This window comes from Ulvibacterium sp. (assembly GCF_028285715.1).
In the GTDB taxonomy this organism is placed as follows: domain Bacteria; phylum Bacteroidota; class Bacteroidia; order Flavobacteriales; family Flavobacteriaceae; genus Ulvibacterium.
Window position 1 is genome coordinate 449769 of the sequence record NZ_JANQOO010000021.1, and the last position, 17938, is coordinate 467706.

A 17938-nucleotide genomic window follows, 5' to 3' on the forward strand; every position below is an offset into this window, starting at 1 on the left:
TCCCCAATGGCTCGGAATGGCAATTTCATCTATCAAAATCTTGTGAAAAACCACAATGCCAGGAAAAATATACTTTCTTCTTATTCCGCTATTGGTTACTTCCTGCAGTATCTTCAATCCGATTCCCCAACCTAAAAGGGAGTTTCGCGGTTTTTGGGTTGCCACCGTCGTTAATATAGACTGGCCCAAAAGTGGAAAGGACACCCTAGAAAAACAAAAAGAAGATTATTTGAACATTTTGGATTTCTACAAGGATCTTTCCTTCAATGCGGCCATTGTTCAGGTAAGGGCGGCTGGGGATGCCTTTTATGAATCGAGGCACGCACCGTGGTCTCGTTTTTTGAGCGGCCAGGAAGGCAAAGCACCTGGCACGGATATATTGGAATGGATGATAGAGGAGACCCACAAAAGGGGAATGGAATTCCATGCATGGCTCAACCCATACCGCGCCACCTTTGATCTTAATACGGAAATCCTAAGTCCTACCCATGATTATTATCTACATCCGGAATGGATGATACGTTATGGCAAAAAGTATTATTATAACCCTGGATTACCCCAAGTGCGGAAGCATCTCGTATCACTGATGGAAGAACTAGTCACGAAGTATGAAATTGATGCCATTCATTTTGACGATTATTTCTATCCCTATAAAGTTCCAGGTGAGGTGTTTAATGATTCGCTGTCCTATGCTTCCAATCACCTTGGTAATCAATCACTGGAAGATTGGCGAAGGAGCAATGTGGATTCCCTCATTAAGAATGTGCACCGATCTATTAAATCCAAAAAACCATGGATACAATTTGGCGTGAGTCCTTTTGGGGTTTGGAAAAACAAATCTACCGACCCACGGGGATCGGATACCAAGGCCGGACAGACCACCTACGAAGATTTATACGCGGATCCACTGCTTTGGATGGAGAAAGGTTGGATAGACTATCTTGTTCCGCAAGTGTATTGGAGTATGGAACTTCCCGTTGCATCACACAGCAAAATCGTAGATTGGTGGTCCCGCAATACGCAAAATTCCAATCTGTATATTGGAAATGGGGCTTATAAAATCCGTAATAATAGCGACGAGGCGTGGAACCGAAAAAAAGAGCTTCCCGATCAGTTATCACTGGCGCGAAAAAATGATGTTGTTGCAGGTAATGTGCTTTTCAGTGCCAAAAGCCTAATGCAAAATAACTTGGATGTGGTAGACTACCTCAAGAAAAAATACTATGCCTTGGACGCACTTACGCCAATCTCGCCTTGGGCAAATTTGCCTCCCAAAACTGAAATCCCCATAATTTCCACCAATAGTGGAAGAGGTACCCTCCGAATAAATCTTAGTAATTCAAAAGCATATCCTTTCTTGCTATGTTATGCTTCAGGAAAAAAGGCAGATTCAGAATATCCTATAAAGAAATTGTTGGCCAGAATTTATGTCGGCACTAAGAATCAAATTGAAATCGACAAGGAATTGGTAAAGGGAAGAAAACACATAGCGCTTACCTTTCTTGATAGATTCGGTAGGGAAAGCGAACCGATTGTCATACATTTAGACCAAACTGACCGAGATGATTCAAAAAGATAAACGGGCCTGGGCCTGGGTGCCTATTTTATACTTTACCCAAGGGCTACCTTACGTCATAGTAGTTACCGTATCGGTAATCATGTATAAAAAGCTAGGCATTAGCAATGACGATATAGGCCTGTATACCAGCTTGTTGTATTTACCTTGGGTAATAAAACCCTTGTGGAGCCCATTCGTTGACCTTAGGAGTACCAAACGAAATTGGTTTTTGGCCATGCAATTGGTCATCGCATTGGCACTTTTGGGTGTGGGCCTAAGTTTGCCCACCAATTTGTTCTTTGTAACCACCTTGGCCTGTTTTTGGATGGCGGCCTTTGCTTCCGCTACCAATGACATCGCCTCGGACGGTTATTATATGATTGGGCTTAGTGAAAAAAAACAGTCCTTCTTCGTAGGTATACGCAGCACTTTTTACAGATTGGCCATGGTTACCGGCGAAGGATTAATCGTTATTCTTGCCGGTTTTTTGGAAAATCATTACGGAGACAATACCAAGGCCTGGAGCATTACCATGACTGCTACTGCTTTTCTAATGCTGGCTTTGACTGTTTCCAATTTCCTGGTTACTCCGAAATACGAATCCTCATCCTCAATAGCCCTGGACAAACCCAAGGGATTCTTGGAGGTGTTCATATCCTTTTTTAAAAAGCCGAATATTGGTATTGCCTTGGCCTTTATACTCACCTATCGTTTGGGAGAGTCACAATTGGTAAAAATGGCCGCACCATTCTTACTGGATCCCCATGAAAAGGGAGGTTTGGGATATTCCACGGAACTATTGGGAACCATTTTCGGAACGGTAGGTGTAATAATGCTTTCTGCCGGTGGAATTTTGGGCGGAATCCTTATTTCTCGCGATGGTTTAAAGAAATGGATGCTCCCTATGGTGCTTTCCCTCAACATTCCGAACATACTCTATGCTATTTTAGCCTTCACCCATACCGATCATATTATCGCCGTTACGGCGACCGTGGTATTTGAGAAATTTGGCTATGGATTCGGCTTTGCAGCCTTTCTTATGTACCTCATATATATTGCCGAGGGGAAATCCAAAACTTCCCATTATGCCATTGCCACGGGGTTTATGGCCTTAGGCATGATGCTACCGGGGATGTTAAGTGGTTATATGCAGAGTTGGTTGGGCTATAGTGGTTTCTTTATTTGGGTAGTCATTGCGGCATTGCCCGCACTCTTTCTACTGAAATATCTAAAGTACCCTGCCGATTATGGTAAAAAAACTATGGGAAATGAGTAAAAAGGGTATTCATAAATGGGCTTCTGGACAACTTTCACAGACCGAAAAAATCGGTCAGTTATTCATGCCGGCGGCCTTTATCAATGATACGGAAGTCGAAATTCAAAAATTGGAAAGGCTCATAACGGAGCATAACATTGGTGGAATTTGCTTTTTCCATAGCCGTGCCAGTGCGGCGACCAACTATGAAGGCAAAAAAGAGGTCATCTATTATAAAGACAGCTTTGATACATTGAAGCAATTGATCTCTCGCTATCAAAAGGCAGCAAAATATCCTTTGCTTATTGCCATTGATGCCGAATGGGGGCTTGCCATGCGAATCGAAAATACCCCGCAATACCCTTATGCCATTACCTTGGGTGCCATTCAAGATAATGATGATTTGATTTTTGAGGTAGGCCAAAATATAGCCCGGGATTGCAAGGCAGCAGGTATTCATTGGAATTTGGCTCCAGTAGCGGACATCAACAACAATCCGGACAATCCAGTAATCGGGTATCGTTCTTTTGGGGAGAACAAGGACTCAGTCCTAGAGAAGACCATGGCCTTTATAAAAGGTTCGCAAAGTGAAGGTGTGCTCACTAGCATTAAACATTTTCCAGGTCATGGGGACACTGCCACGGACTCCCATTTAGGACTTCCACTTATTAATAAGTCAAAACAAGAACTCCTGGAGAACGAATTATATCCCTTTCAAAAGCTGATTGATGAAGGTGTAGATTCGGTAATGGTGGGTCATCTTTCGGTTCCCAGTTTGGCTCATGGCACGCCTATTCCCTCAAGCATATCCAAGGACATCATCAAAGGATTGCTTCGGGAAGAAATGGGATTTGAAGGTCTCGTTATCTCAGATGCACTGAATATGCATGCCGTTTCCAAAAACTATCCGAAACAAGGAGAATTGGAATGGTTGGCCTTTGATGCGGGAAACGATATCCTATGTTTTGCCGAACATCCCAAAGAGGGCATTGAAACCATTCTAGAAAATGCCACCCCCGATCAGATCCAGGAAAGTTTTGAGCGTATTTGGAAGCTAAAAAAGCGAGTTTTCAGCATTCACGAAACGAGCTCAAGCCCTAATCTTGAATCTAGTGTTGGACTTAACACAAGGTTGGCAAAGAAAAGTCTCACCTTGTTAAAGGGGACTGAATCTAAAATACGAGAATTTAGTGCCGCTAATTTTTTGGGGATTGAGATATCCCGTTCCACTGATAACTTGTTTTTTGAATTGATCGGTAAAGGCAAAGAATTCGATTACTCCACCTTTCCAAAATTTGAAAGAGTTGATGATACTAAGCTGATAACAGCCAAAAAAAATATTCTTTTGGCCCTTTTTCCACCTCAGATAAAGCCGACCAACAAATTTGGATTATCAAAGGAAGAGTTGGAATTCATCAATGAAATGATCGCTACTGAGAATACGATACTATATGTTTTTGGGAATCCATATGTTTTAAATCATATTGATAGTGAAAATGCAAATGCAGTTGTTATGGTCTACCAAGATTTTAAGGTGTTCCAAGAAGTGGCCGCACAACATTTCCTTGGTAATCTAGAGTCCAAGGGTAACCTGCCCATAACCCATAAGGAATTTCAAAAATGAATTTAGCCGTTGCCCAATTTCAACCTAAGGACGGGGATAAAGCCTATAACTTATCCATTATTGAGGAATTGACCCAAAAGGCAAAATCAAAGAAGGCCGATGTGATAAGTTTTCATGAGATGTCGGTTACGGCCTATACGTTTACCAAAGACCTGACCTTTGATGAAATAAATACATTGGCGGAGGAAGTACCCAATGGAGAAATTACCCGGAAGCTGATTCAGATTTCCAAAAATCACGATATTCCCCTTTTGGCTGGATTGGTAGAAAAAGAAAACGGTAAAATTTATAATACGTATATCTGTGTCACCAAGGAGGGCGTAATCGCTAAATATCGAAAGCTCCATCCCTTTATAAGTCAATACATGTCACCGGGGAATCAATATGTAGTATTTGATTTATTGGGATGGAAATGCGGAATCTTGATTTGTTACGATAACAACGTCATTGAAAATGTTAGGGCTACCTCACTCTTAGGTGCCGAACTCATATTTGCACCCCATGTAACAGGTTGTACACCTTCATCCATGCCCGGAAGGGGTTATGTTGACCATAAGTATTGGTCGAATAGGGAAGATGACCCGGTGTCCTTACGTTTGGAATTCGATGGTCCCAAAGGTAGGCAATGGCTGATGCGATGGTTACCAGCCCGGGCCTACGACAATGGGGTATATTATGCCTTCAGCAATCCCATTGGTTATGACGGTGAGCATCTAAAGAACGGAAACTCCATGATTATAGACCCTTATGGCGAGGTGCTATCCGAGATAAAATCTTTTGATGATGATATAACCATATCCAAAGTAACTAAGGAGAAGATAAAGCTATCAGCCGGATGGAGATATAAAAATGCAAGAAGACCAGAATTGTATAAGGAAATTATCGGATACGATCATAAATCGGAAACCAATCCCATTTGGATGAAATAATATGAAATGGGCACAGACAAAATTCATTTTTTGCTTACTAACCGAAGTAATGAATTCTGTTTGTGAGAACCTGCCCGCCAGCTGCGAAAATATTGATAGTAGCCGGTAGCGCTAGCGGTAGATCTAAGCAAAAAAGATAACTAGATGAAAATTCATAGAATAATCGGTCTCATGTCAGGGACCTCTTTGGACGGACTGGACCTGGCCTATTGCCATATTTGGTTACAAGAGGGCCATTGGGAGTTTGAAATCAGTGAAACCAGGAGCGTTTCCTATACCCCGGAAATGAAATCCAGACTTAAGGATTCCATCCATCTTTCGGCAGAAGAACTCTTGGTACTGCACAATGGGTACGGTACTTGGTTGGGAGAACAGACGAGATCATTTATCAATGCGTTTAATCTGGATGTAGATATCATAGCCAGTCATGGCCATACCACCCACCACAGGCCTGAAATAGGGTTGACATTTCAAATTGGTTCCGGGCAACATTTGGCCAACGCCAGTGGCCATAAGGTTATTTCCGATTTTCGGACGAATGATGTATCCATTGGTGGTCAAGGAGCTCCACTTGTCCCTATTGGCGACCGACTTTTCTTTGGTCAATATGACTTTTGCTTGAACTTAGGGGGCATTAGCAATGTTTCCTTTGAAAAGAATGGAGAGCGCATAGCCTATGATATTGGCCAGGCCAATATGGTTTTAAACCATATTACGCAGAAAATTGGACTAAATTATGATGCCGAAGGTAAAATGGCCAAAAAGGGAGCATTAAACTCTGGGATGCTACAAAAGCTCAATGCGCTGGAGTACTATCAGCTCCCGTATCCCAAATCCACAGGTTATGAATGGTTTATAGAAGAAATCGTTCCCATAATAGATGCTACAGAAGATAGCATCGAAAATCTGTTACACACGGCGATTCATCATAACTGTCAGCAAATTGCGAATCAGATACACGCCAATAAAACCAAAAAGCACAATACCCTTTTTGTAACCGGAGGAGGTGCCTTGAATACATTTTTTATGGAAGAGTTGCAAGTTCAATTGGGTCGCGATATCAAAGTAATAATACCTCCAAAAAAGCTTGTCGAGTTTAAGGAAGCCCTGGTCTTTTCGCTTATGGGTGTATTGCGTTTAAGGAATGAAGCAAATGTGTTGGGTTCGGTTACCGGGGCGCTACGGGATTCTTCGGGTGGTGTATTATTTATACCCAATTAAAAACCATAAACATTTTGGATGATCTTTCTTTGGATTTTTGGAAAGCAATCCTCAATATTCAATTTTTTCCGTGCCTTCCAGTCATTTCATTATTTCTTCAAATTACCTATAAACCATTGACAATAAGAGAAATAAAGCATATAAAAATATTGAATTATGTGAACCTTCATTAGAGCGAAAATTTTTAGGTTTTTTGTGAATTGTATCATAGATTGTAAAGTGTTTTACCACTAATAAATCGCAATTCAAAACACATTACCAACTTGACCAATGACGTGTAGATTCTTAATATGCCTTATCGTTTTTGGAACATTTGGTTCCACCTTTTCACAAGGCTCCCCAGATTATGAAGGCGGACTAAATATCGCATTTGATGAAAATGGCAAAAAGTACCTCAGAATCATTTCTTGGGCGCAGGTACAGGCCATTTACAATGGACAGGCGTCGGATGAAGAGGAGCAAACCAGCTTTAACTTGGCACGGGCCAGAATATTGATGTTCTCCCAAATCAACGAAAAATTCTTGATCCTGACCCATTTTGGTCTCAATAACTTAAACAGTAATTCAATGAGTCCAACCGGTTTATCAGACGCCTCCGAACTTTTTTTTCATGGAGTGTGGGCACAATACAATTTAGGAAAAAGGCATTCAGTGGGAGCTGGACTTCACTATTTCAACGGAATTTCAAGGCTCAACAATCAAAGTACCCTTAATATTATGACCTTGGATAACAACAGGCAATCGTGGTCCACGGTCGGGCTATCCGACCAATTTGGTCGTCATCTGGGAATTTATGCCAAGGGAAGTTTGGGGAAACTGCAATATAGAGTGGCAATAAATGATGCCATCACGAACGGTTTGGACGATAGGGACCCACAAAATGGTGGAAGTGCGGTGTATGCCGGAAAGCGATTATTAGGTTCGGCCGACTCAGGTAAGGTTTTTTCGGGATATTTTGAGTATAGTTTTTTTGATATGGAATCCGATATTTTGCCTTATAAAGTAGGTACCTATTTGGGTGGAAAGCGGATTTTTAATCTTGGCGTCGGTTTTTTTACCCATCCTTCAGGTTCCGTACGGGCAGATGTAAACGGTGTACTAGAGCCCGAAGATGTCAGGATTTTTGCGGTAGATGCTTTTTATGATGCACCTTGGGGAGATGACGGTAGTGCAATTACCGCCTACGCCACATATCAACATAACGACTATGGTGAAGATTATTTTTTTCTGGCCTATGGCACCGGAAACATGGCTTATGGGCATTTAGGTTACTTGCTTCCCGGGTCAGTTTTAAAAACAAGATTTCAACCATACGCGTCCTACGCCCTAAACACCTATGATGCTTTTGAAAATAATAGGACTATATTTGGTATTGGGGCCAACACCTACTTCAGCGGACATAATTCCAAGCTTACTTTGGAATACAGGCATGAAAGCTTTGGTGATGACAAACTGGGTACCGTTACGCTGCAAGCAATGATATATTTATAAAGAATCGATTATGAAAGAAAGACAAAAAAAAGCATCTTCCTACTGGAAGGAAAATGTAAGGTATCTTTTCATACTACTATCCATTTGGTTCCTAGTTTCTTATGGAGCCGGAATTTTATTCAAAGATGTGCTCGATAACATACAAATCGGAGGATTTAAACTCGGTTTTTGGTTCGCGCAGCAAGGTTCGATCTACATCTTCGTAATCCTCATTTTCATCTACGTACGGTTGATGAACAAATTAGACAAAAAATACGGATACGACACCTAAAACCCTAACCAACCTAAACTTTCAAAATTATGAGTGTTCAAGTATGGACGTATGTTTTAGTAGGAATCACGTTTGCCCTATACATTGGTATTGCCATTTGGTCCCGAGCGGGGTCAACCAAAGATTTCTATGTTGCCGGGGGCGGTGTATCCCCCCTTGCGAACGGAATGGCCACGGCTGCGGATTGGATGTCGGCGGCATCGTTTATTTCAATGGCCGGAATTATCGCCTTTGCGGGATATGACGGCTCGGTTTACCTTATGGGGTGGACGGGCGGTTATGTACTTCTTGCACTATTGCTAGCCCCCTATTTAAGGAAATTTGGGAAGTTTACGGTTCCTGACTTTATTGGGGATCGCTACTACTCAAAGACGGCTCGTATTGTTGCGGTTGTTTGTGCCCTTATTGTCTCCTTTACCTATGTGGCTGGACAGATGCGAGGTGTAGGTGTTGTCTTTTCCCGCTTCTTGGAAGTTGATATCGACACAGGTGTGGTCATCGGAATGGTCATTGTACTGTTTTACGCGGTCCTGGGGGGAATGAAGGGCATTACATATACTCAAGTCGCCCAATACTGCGTACTCATTTTTGCCTTTATGGTGCCCGCTATTTTTATTTCCATCCAGATGACAGGAAACCCTATTCCCCAATTGGGTATGGGATCTAAATTAAATGATGGTTCCGGTTTGTATCTCTTGGAAAAATTAAATGGTCTCTCCACGGAACTTGGGTTTGCCGAATATACCGAAGGTAAGAAATCAGTGATGGATGTATTTATGATAACATTGGCCTTAATGGTCGGTACTGCAGGGCTTCCCCATGTTATTGTGCGCTTTTTTACGGTAAAGCGCGTAAAGGATGCGCGAAAATCTGCAGGACTGGCGTTATTGCTTATCGCGATTTTGTATACTACCGCCCCTGCCGTGTCGGTATTTGCCAAAACGAATCTTATCAACACAGTCAATGAGGAAGAATACAAAAATATGCCAGCGTGGTTCAAGAATTGGGAAGGCACTGGATTACTAACTTTTAATGATAAAAACCAGGATGGGAAGATTCAATATCTCGCTGACAAAGAGGCTAACGAATTGGTCATAGACAATGATATCATGGTCCTGGCCAATCCCGAAATAGCAAATCTTCCAGCTTGGGTAATCGCCCTTGTGGCCGCTGGGGGCCTGGCAGCTGCACTCTCTACCGCAGCAGGATTGCTTTTGGTGATTTCGTCCTCTGTTTCCCATGATTTGATCAAAAAAGTGTTTCTCCCAAACATCTCCGATAAAGGGGAGCTTTGGGCTGCACGTGGAGCAGCGACCTTAGCTGTGGTAATTGCCGGTTATTTCGGCATCAATCCCCCGGGGTTCGTAGCTGCCGTAGTGGCATTGGCCTTTGGCTTGGCTGCAGCATCTTTTTTCCCTGCCATTGTTTTGGGCATATTTTACAAAAAAATGAACAAGGAAGGGGCAATCGCCGGTATGGTGGTAGGCATATCCTTAATGTTGTTCTACATGCTAAAATTCAAGTTTGGCATTTTTGATGGGGGAAAAGTTGCAGTAGCCGATCTTGAAAAAGATTGGTGGTTCGGTATTTCCCCGGAAGGCTTTGGAAGCGTGGCCATGATAGTAAACTTTGTTGTTTCCATCATCATCAACAAGCTTACCCCTGAACCCCCGGATGAGGTTCAGGAAATTGTTGAGGATATAAGAATTCCTAGTGGGGCTGGAGCGGCATCCAATCATTAAATTTTGTTATTTTTAAAAGAAATCTGAAGTACGCATGAGCAATTATCACATTAAGCATTTAGAGGAATATTACCAAGTCTATCGAAAATCCACACGTAACCCTGAAGGGTTCTGGGAAGAGATTGCCGAAGAGCATTTTGTATGGCGAAAAAAATGGAACAACGTCTTGCACTGGGATTTTAAAAAGCCGGAGATTAAATGGTTTGAAGGTGCAAAATTGAACATTACGGAAAACTGTATCGATAGACACTTGCCTACCCGGGGTGATAAGACCGCTATTCTTTTTGAGCCCAATGACCCGAATGAAAAAGCCGAACATATAACTTATCGTCAACTGCACAAAAGGGTCAGTAAAATGGCCTATGTACTGAAGGAAAAAGGTATCGAAAAAGGAGATCGGGTTTGTATTTATCTCCCTATGATACCGGAATTGGCCGTTGCGGTCTTAGCCTGTGCACGTATTGGTGCAATTCATTCTGTAGTTTTTGCAGGATTTTCTTCCAATGCCCTCTCTACCCGAATCAATGACTCCGATTGTAAAATGGTCATTACTTCGGACGGTTCCTATCGCGGTGCGAAGACGATCGATTTAAAGGGCATTGTCGACAAAGCACTCGAAGATTGCCCAAGTGTGGAGGCCGTTTTGGTGGTAAAGCGTATCGGAACTGAAGTTCATATGCAAAAAAATCGCGATTATTGGATACAACCCCTTCTAGATGACGCTTATGGCGATTTAGTAGCCGAAATTATGGATGCGGAAGACCCTTTGTTTATCTTATACACATCGGGCTCTACGGGCAAGCCCAAAGGAATGGTACACACCTGTGGCGGCTATATGGTATACACTGCCTATACCTTCAAAAACATTTTTCAATATAGGGAAGATGATATCTTTTGGTGCACCGCCGACATTGGTTGGATTACGGGTCACTCCTACATTCTTTATGGGCCATTGGCCAACGGTGCAACCACCGTCATGTTCGAAGGGGTTCCCTCCTACCCGGATTTTGGTCGTTTTTGGGAAATTGTGCAAAAGCATAAAATAACCCAATTTTATACGGCCCCAACAGCTATTAGGGCCCTAGCCAAGGAGAATTTGGACTTTGTGGAAAAATACGACCTAAGCAGTTTAAAAGTACTTGGTTCCGTGGGAGAACCGATTAATGAGGAGGCCTGGCATTGGTACAACAACAATGTGGGCAAAAAACACAGTCCCATTGTAGATACTTGGTGGCAAACGGAAACAGGAGGTATCATGATTTCTCCTATTCCCTATGTTACCCCGACTACCCCTACTTACGCCACGCTCCCTTTCATAGGGATACAACCTGCCCTGATGGACGAGGCAGGCAAAGAAATCCAGGGCAATCAAGTAGATGGTAGATTATGCATCAAATTCCCATGGCCTTCCATGGCACGGACCATTTGGGGAAATCACGAGCGCTACCGGGACACCTATTTTTCGGCCTATGAGAACAAGTACTTTACCGGCGACGGTGCCCATAGGGATGCAGTAGGTTACTATCGTATTACAGGCAGGGTAGATGACGTCATCATTGTTTCGGGTCACAATCTGGGAACTGCACCTATAGAAGACTCCATCAATGAACATCCCGCGGTGGCAGAATCTGCCATTGTGGGCTTCCCCCATGATGTAAAGGGCAACGCCCTATATGGGTATGTTATGCTAAAGGAGACTGGTGAAAGTAGGGATCGAGAGAATGTTCGAAAGGAAATTAACCAACAGATTACGGAACAAATCGGCCCCATCGCCAAATTAGATAAAATTCAATTTGTATCAGGGCTTCCCAAAACACGAAGTGGTAAGATTATGCGGCGAATACTGCGCAAGATAGCGAGCCAGGAGACCTCTAATTTAGGAGATACCAGTACATTATTAAATCCTGAAGTGGTAGATGAGATTATGGAGAATGTACTTTAATTGGAAATTTCCATTATAGACATTAAAGATTCTAGCAACATAAAATGGCGGAGTGTCTTTGACTGCGTTCAGACCAACCATAGCAGGTTCATCGGCTCAATCCTCTAGCAACGATGCTCCTTGGTTTTCGTACCCAAAGCATGATGCCTAGGGAAATCAGTCCACAAATTCCCAAACCGGCAAAAAGGGGCCAAACCGAATCCACAACAAAACCTCCTATGTACGTCGCGATGGGTATGGCAAGTAGTGTTGAAACAAAACCATTGATAGCGGCTGCAATTCCGGCAATATGGCCTACGGGTTCCATGGCAATGGACCGGAAATTGCCCCATAAGAATCCCAAACAGAAAAATTGAAAAGATAAAAAGGCAACCAGAACAAAAACTCCTGGATTGGGCTTATTCCAAAAAATAAAAACATAAAGCAGGGCGATTGCACAAAATGCCATAAGGGCCATGAGTGCTAATTTTCGCATTCCGAAACGAATCACAAGGGCCCCATTTAGAAACGTGGAAAGCCCTATTGAAATCGCCAAGCCGGCAAAGATATAGGGAAAAGCGTCCTTTAGGCCATATTGGGATTCAAATATTTGTTGGGATGCGCTCAAGTATACCAAAAATGCACCAGTAACCAAACCGGAGGTGAACGTAAAGGCAATGGTTTCCCGGAATTTTAAAAACTCCTTTAGCCCATCAACAAAAACATGATTGGAGAAAGGGATTTTATATTCCGGCTTAAGAGTCTCCGGTTGACGTTTCCAAAACCATATACCCACCACCAGGGCAAAAAATAATTGTATATAAAAGATAGCCTCCCACCCAAATGCATCCAGTATCCATTTCCCGATAGCAGGTGCCACTATGGGAACCAAAATAAAAAAAGCGGTAACAAAAGACATTACCCTGGCCATATAATCTCCTTTGTAGGTATCGCGGATAATGGAAATAGCAATGGTTCTAGGTGCGGAAAGTCCAACACCCTGCAAGATTCGCCCCAAAACCATGATTTCCAAGGAAGGGGCCAAAACGCAGGCTGCACTTGCAACGGCAAAAAGAGTAAAACCCGCATAAACAATCGGCTTTCGACCATAACAATCCGATAGCGGGCCAAAAAACAACTGGCCCACACCCAGACCCAAAAATATCATGGTAATGAGCATCTGATTGTCGGTTGCATTGAAGCTCTTTATAGACTGCCCTATCTCTGAAATAGCCGGTAACAGGGCATCGATGGCCAAGGCCACAATAGACATCAGGGAAGCCATTAGAACCAAAAACTCAAAATCAGGTTTTTCCGGTTTATTTTGCATTGGGCAAAATTAGGTATATGCCTCCTATTGTAATTCAAAAAACATTTGAATTTTCTGTTAAATTGAAAAAAAGGCCCCGAAGGTCCAAAAACCTCCGAGGCCTCAAATCTCGAAATCAATCCAGTTTACAAGGGAATATTCCCGTGTTTCTTTTTGGGCGGTTCCACAGTCTTGTTTTCGAGCATGGCAAAGGTTTTGATTAATTTCCTTCTGGTATTTTTAGGAAGAATCACCTCATCGATAAAGCCACGTCTGGCCGCCCGGTAGGGATTGGCGAACTTATCCGCATATTCCGCCTCCTTCTCTGCCAGTTTTTTCGCAGGGTCTTCCGCAGCCGCGATTTCCCTTCTAAAAATAATCTCACTGGCACCTTTGGCTCCCATAACCGCGATTTCCGCGGTTGGCCATGCATAGTTAAAGTCGGCCCCAATATGTTTGGAATTCATCACATCATAGGCCCCACCATAAGCCTTTCGGGTAATAACGGTAACCCTGGGCACCGTGGCCTCGCTAAAGGCATATAGCAATTTAGCTCCATGAACAATGATACCGTTCCATTCCTGATCGGTCCCAGGCAGGAACCCTGGCACATCTTCCAACACCAACATAGGAATATTAAAAGAGTCACAGAAACGAACAAAACGCGATGCTTTTCGGGAACTCTTGACTCCTAAAACACCAGCGAGGAACATGGGTTGGTTGGCAATGATTCCAATACTTCGACCGCCCAATCTGGCAAATCCTACAATAATGTTCTCCGCATAATCCTTATGGATTTCATAAAAGGAATCCTCATCGATTATGCCGTTGATTACGTCATGCATATCATACGGCTTATTAGGATTATCGGGAACAATATCAGTGAGCACGTCACGTACTTCCTCTTTCAATTCATAAGGCAATTTTTCTGGGGTTTCCTTATTGCTTTGAGGCAAATAGCTCAACAGCTTCTTAACGTCTTCCAGACAGGCTACGTCATTTGTAGAGGTCTTATGCGCCACCCCGGATTTTACGGCGTGGGTAGTGGCCCCTCCCAGTTCCTCTGCCGTTACCTCTTCATTGGTAACCGTTTTTACCACATTGGGACCTGTAACGAACATGTAGCTTGTTTGTTCTACCATAATCGTAAAGTCGGTCATGGCCGGTGAATATACGGCACCGCCGGCACATGGGCCCATAATGGCCGAAATCTGCGGTACCACACCCGAGGCCTGTACATTCCTAAAGAAAATATCCGCGTATCCCCCCAAGGATTTCACACCTTCCTGAATCCTGGCTCCACCCGAATCATTGAGTCCGATAACAGGCGCCCCTACTTTCATGGCTAAATCCATGACTTTGCATATTTTTTCTGCGTGTGTCTCGGACAGAGCTCCACCGAAAACAGTAAAATCCTGGGCATACACATAGACCAATCGCCCATCAATGGTTCCATAACCTGTAACCACCCCATCGCCAAAATAAATCTCCTTGTCCATGCCGAAGTCCGTGGTTCTATGCGTTACCAAAACCCCAGTTTCCTCAAACGAACCTTCATCAAGTAAGTAGTCTATACGCTCCCGAGCCGTCAGTTTTTTCTTTTGGTGTTGTTTATCTATCCGTTTCTGACCTCCACCCAAATGTGCGAGGGCCACTCTTTCTTTTAACTTTTCCAATTTTGGATCCATAATCTAATGTATTGGTGTTCTTAGTATTTTTTGATCTTCCTTGTATTGTTTCAATGCCATGATTGCGGCTATTTTGGCCTCCTCCTCAGTGCTTTCCTTTAGCGCCTCCGGGGAATAGTAATTCTTCACAAAGTGGGTATCAAAGTTTCCTGAACGGAAGGCTTCATGTTCGCATACGTATTTCCCAAAAGGTAGGGTGGTCTGAACCCCTTCGATATGATAATCCTCAATTGCCTTGATCATAAGTTGAATGGCCTCCTCACGGTTTTTACCATAGGTAATCAATTTCGAAAGCATAGGGTCGTAGTAAATGGGAACGTCCATTCCCTCCTCAAAACCATTATCCACTCGGACTCCGTCACCTGTTGGTAATTTATAAGTTTCCAAAGTCCCTACACTAGGCAGAAAATCGTTCAACGGGTCTTCCGCATACACCCTAAGTTCCAGGGCATGCCCATGTATTTTTAAATCTTCCTGCTTAATTTGAAGTGCTTCCCCTCTGGCAATATTGATCTGCAACTCTACGAGATCCACCCCAGCGATAATTTCACTCACAGGGTGTTCCACCTGTAGCCGTGTATTCATTTCCAGAAAGTAAAAGTTGTGGTCCGCATCCATAAGGAATTCCACGGTCCCAGCACCAAGATAGTCACATGCCTTGGCCACTTTAACTGCGGCATCCCCCATTTCGGCCCTTAGTTCGGGGGTTAAAATTGATGAAGGAGCCTCCTCTACAACCTTCTGATGCCTACGTTGTATGCTACATTCCCTTTCAAAAAAATGCAGGATATTTCCATGACTGTCCGCCATTACCTGAATTTCCACGTGTCTAGGAGAGGTTACATATTTTTCGATAAACACGGAACCATCGCCAAAGGCCGAAGTGGCCTCACTAATGGCCCTATTCATCTGCGATTCCAGATCCTTTTCCTTTTCCACGATCCGCATACCTTTTCCTCCTCCTCCGGCAGATGCCTTAATTAAAATGGGGAAACCGATTTCCTTCGCGATTTCCTTGGCCTTTTCTACATCGGTTATGGCCTCATCAATACCTGGGACCATAGGAATATTATACTGTTTTACCGCTTCTTTTGCAGCAAGCTTACTTCCCATAACTCGAATAGCCTTGGATTTGGGGCCAATGAAGATAAGGTTGTTCTTTTCCACCGCCTCTGCAAAATCAGCATTTTCGCTCAAAAATCCGTATCCGGGGTGAATGCCGTCAACATCCAAATTTTTCGCCACTTCAATAATCTTATCGCCTCTTAGATAGGACTGATTGGAAGGTGCTTCCCCAATACAGACCGCCTCGTCCGCAAATCTAACATGAGGCGCATTTCGGTCAACAACAGAATAAACGGCGACAGTCTTGATACCCATTTTCTGTGCCGTCTTCATAACTCTGATCGCTATCTCTCCCCTATTTGCTACTAATATTTTTTTCATCTGTTAATGTTTATTGTTTTAATACGGTCAGATGTAATTCACCAATCAACATCTCGGTTGGCACCAAGAAGTAGTATGGCTCATTTCATATTCCAGTTATTCAAATTCAATGAGTAAGTGTTTTTTCTCCACCGCATCCCCTTGCTTTACAGCCACGGATTTGATTACCCCGTTCCTTGGAGAGGTAATTACGTTCTCCATTTTCATAGCCTCCAAAATCAAAAGTTGATCATCTTCGTTTACTTCCTGACCTTCCTTTACATTAATTTCCAAAATTAGGCCCGGCATAGGAGCCTCAATGGAACCGATATCCTTGGTCGACGACAAGGAAAAGCCCATATCGTTGATCAAAAGGTCCAAATTATCGGCAATACGTACAGCATAGGAATTGTTGTTTACTTTTATTTCGTATGTCTTTTGATTGAAGTCGGAGTCTACAATTTCGACTGAAAAAGGTCTGTTCCCCTGAAGAATATGGTACTGGGTCCCACTGGTACGGAGGGCATCCACTTTTTGGATATCCTCATCGGTAAGGTCAAACGCAAGATTCTCGTTTACCGTTACCTTAAATGCATTGTCCATAGGCATGGTCATTTAGAGTTTAATTTCCGTTAATTTATATTCCAAATTAAAAATTCTTAAGTTAAGTAATCCTTATTTTTTTTCGCTGTCCACAACTCTTACCAAATTTCCACTTGTTCAAATCGGCACTTCACATTATGGCACAAAAGTATCCTGAAAAAACGCTTGGGAACATGAAATTTATCATGTTTTTATACAAAAGAAGGTGCTAATCTTGTATGCGGAAAAATTCAAGGGAAATAGTTGCTTTAGCACCAAATCCGTATTTTTGGATTAAAACCAAAACGCATGTTGATCATTGGAATAGCGGGGGGTACAGGCTGTGGTAAGACCACTGTGGTAAATCAAATAATTGATGAACTTCCTTCAGGGGAAGTGGGCATTATTTCCCAGGACTCCTATTATCGCGACCTTTCCCATTTGGGTATCGAAGAAAGGAAAAAAACCAATTTTGACCACCCACAATCCATAGATTTCGAATTGTTGGAAGAACATCTAAAATTATTGAAGACCGGCTCTTCCATTAAGCAGCCGGTATACTCTTTTTTGGAGTGTAACAGAACAACGGAAACCGTTACGGTAAACCCTAGTGAAGTACTCATTGTGGAAGGCATCCTAATACTGACAAATGCGTCTATCCGGGAAATGTTCGATATAAAGATCTTTGTACATGCCGATTCCGACGAAAGACTGATCCGTAGATTGAAACGTGATGTAAATGAAAGAGGTTGGAATCTGAACGAGACCTTGACCAATTACCAGACTACCATAAAACCGATGCACGATCAGTTTATTGAACCCACAAAAGAGTATGCGGATATCATAATACCGAACAATAACTATAACACGGTGGCCGTAGACATCGTTCGGACTATTATCAATGAAAAATTAGTTTAGCATT

14 protein-coding genes are annotated in these 17938 nt (G+C 42.9%); 10 read left to right on the plus strand and 4 right to left on the minus strand.

Annotated features, from left to right (window positions below):
* Window positions 1-55: 55 nt before the first annotated feature.
* From Q0993_RS15920 to acs, 9 genes are all read left to right on the plus strand, one after another.
* A complete protein-coding gene (locus Q0993_RS15920) occupies window positions 56-1579 on the plus strand; it encodes a family 10 glycosylhydrolase (RefSeq protein ID WP_299534867.1) in 1524 nt (507 codons plus the stop codon).
* The gene (locus Q0993_RS15925; RefSeq protein WP_299534870.1) at window positions 1563-2834 is read left to right on the plus strand and encodes an AmpG family muropeptide MFS transporter; all 1272 of its coding nucleotides are present in this window, start codon (window positions 1563-1565) and stop codon (window positions 2832-2834) included. Before Q0993_RS15920 ends, Q0993_RS15925 begins: the two co-directional genes overlap by 17 nt.
* Window positions 2827-4437: a glycoside hydrolase family 3 protein gene (locus tag Q0993_RS15930; RefSeq protein ID WP_299534872.1), complete on the plus strand. Its 1611-nt coding sequence runs from the start codon at window positions 2827-2829 to the stop codon at window positions 4435-4437. Before Q0993_RS15925 ends, Q0993_RS15930 begins: the two co-directional genes overlap by 8 nt.
* Window positions 4434-5366 (plus strand): nitrilase family protein, encoded by a 933-nt coding sequence (locus tag Q0993_RS15935; protein ID WP_299534874.1) that lies wholly within the window; start codon window positions 4434-4436, stop codon window positions 5364-5366. Before Q0993_RS15930 ends, Q0993_RS15935 begins: the two co-directional genes overlap by 4 nt.
* A gap of 144 nt (window positions 5367-5510) precedes the next feature.
* Window positions 5511-6587, plus strand: a complete 1077-nt coding sequence (locus tag Q0993_RS15940; protein WP_299534876.1) for an anhydro-N-acetylmuramic acid kinase — start codon at window positions 5511-5513, stop codon at window positions 6585-6587.
* Window positions 6588-6857: 270 nt separating this feature from the next.
* Entirely contained in the window at window positions 6858-8078 is a 1221-nt protein-coding gene (locus Q0993_RS15945; RefSeq protein ID WP_299534878.1) for a hypothetical protein, read from the plus strand.
* Window positions 8079-8088: 10 nt separating this feature from the next.
* Window positions 8089-8349 carry a DUF4212 domain-containing protein gene (locus Q0993_RS15950; protein ID WP_299534879.1) on the plus strand — a complete coding sequence of 87 codons (261 nt, stop codon included), beginning with the start codon at window positions 8089-8091 and terminating at the stop codon, window positions 8347-8349.
* Between the two features lie 29 nt (window positions 8350-8378).
* Window positions 8379-10091 carry a sodium:solute symporter family protein gene (locus Q0993_RS15955; protein ID WP_299534880.1) on the plus strand — a complete coding sequence of 571 codons (1713 nt, stop codon included), beginning with the start codon at window positions 8379-8381 and terminating at the stop codon, window positions 10089-10091.
* Between the two features lie 34 nt (window positions 10092-10125).
* Window positions 10126-12033, plus strand: a complete 1908-nt coding sequence (gene acs, locus Q0993_RS15960) for an acetate--CoA ligase (protein ID WP_299534881.1) — start codon at window positions 10126-10128, stop codon at window positions 12031-12033.
* An 88-nt stretch (window positions 12034-12121) separates the two neighbouring features.
* Here the strand turns inward: acs and Q0993_RS15965 are convergent, their stop codons facing one another.
* The 4 genes from Q0993_RS15965 to Q0993_RS15980 all read right to left on the minus strand — a co-directional run bounded on the left by Q0993_RS15965 (window position 12122) and on the right by Q0993_RS15980 (window position 17037).
* Window positions 12122-13342: a multidrug effflux MFS transporter gene (locus Q0993_RS15965; protein WP_299534882.1), complete on the minus strand. Its 1221-nt coding sequence runs from the start codon at window positions 13340-13342 to the stop codon at window positions 12122-12124.
* A 125-nt stretch (window positions 13343-13467) separates the two neighbouring features.
* Complete coding sequence (locus tag Q0993_RS15970; RefSeq protein ID WP_299534883.1) at window positions 13468-15009, minus strand: acyl-CoA carboxylase subunit beta; 1542 nt, start codon at window positions 15007-15009, stop codon at window positions 13468-13470.
* Between the two features lie 3 nt (window positions 15010-15012).
* A complete protein-coding gene (gene accC, locus Q0993_RS15975) occupies window positions 15013-16455 on the minus strand; it encodes an acetyl-CoA carboxylase biotin carboxylase subunit (RefSeq protein WP_299534885.1) in 1443 nt (480 codons plus the stop codon).
* Between the two features lie 96 nt (window positions 16456-16551).
* Window positions 16552-17037 carry an acetyl-CoA carboxylase biotin carboxyl carrier protein subunit gene (locus tag Q0993_RS15980; protein WP_299534887.1) on the minus strand — a complete coding sequence of 162 codons (486 nt, stop codon included), beginning with the start codon at window positions 17035-17037 and terminating at the stop codon, window positions 16552-16554.
* A 288-nt stretch (window positions 17038-17325) separates the two neighbouring features.
* Here Q0993_RS15980 and udk point away from each other — a divergent pair, with 288 nt between their 5' ends.
* Window positions 17326-17934, plus strand: coding sequence for a uridine kinase (gene udk / locus Q0993_RS15985; protein ID WP_299534889.1), 609 nt, complete (start codon window positions 17326-17328; stop codon window positions 17932-17934).
* Window positions 17935-17938: the final 4 nt, after the last annotated feature.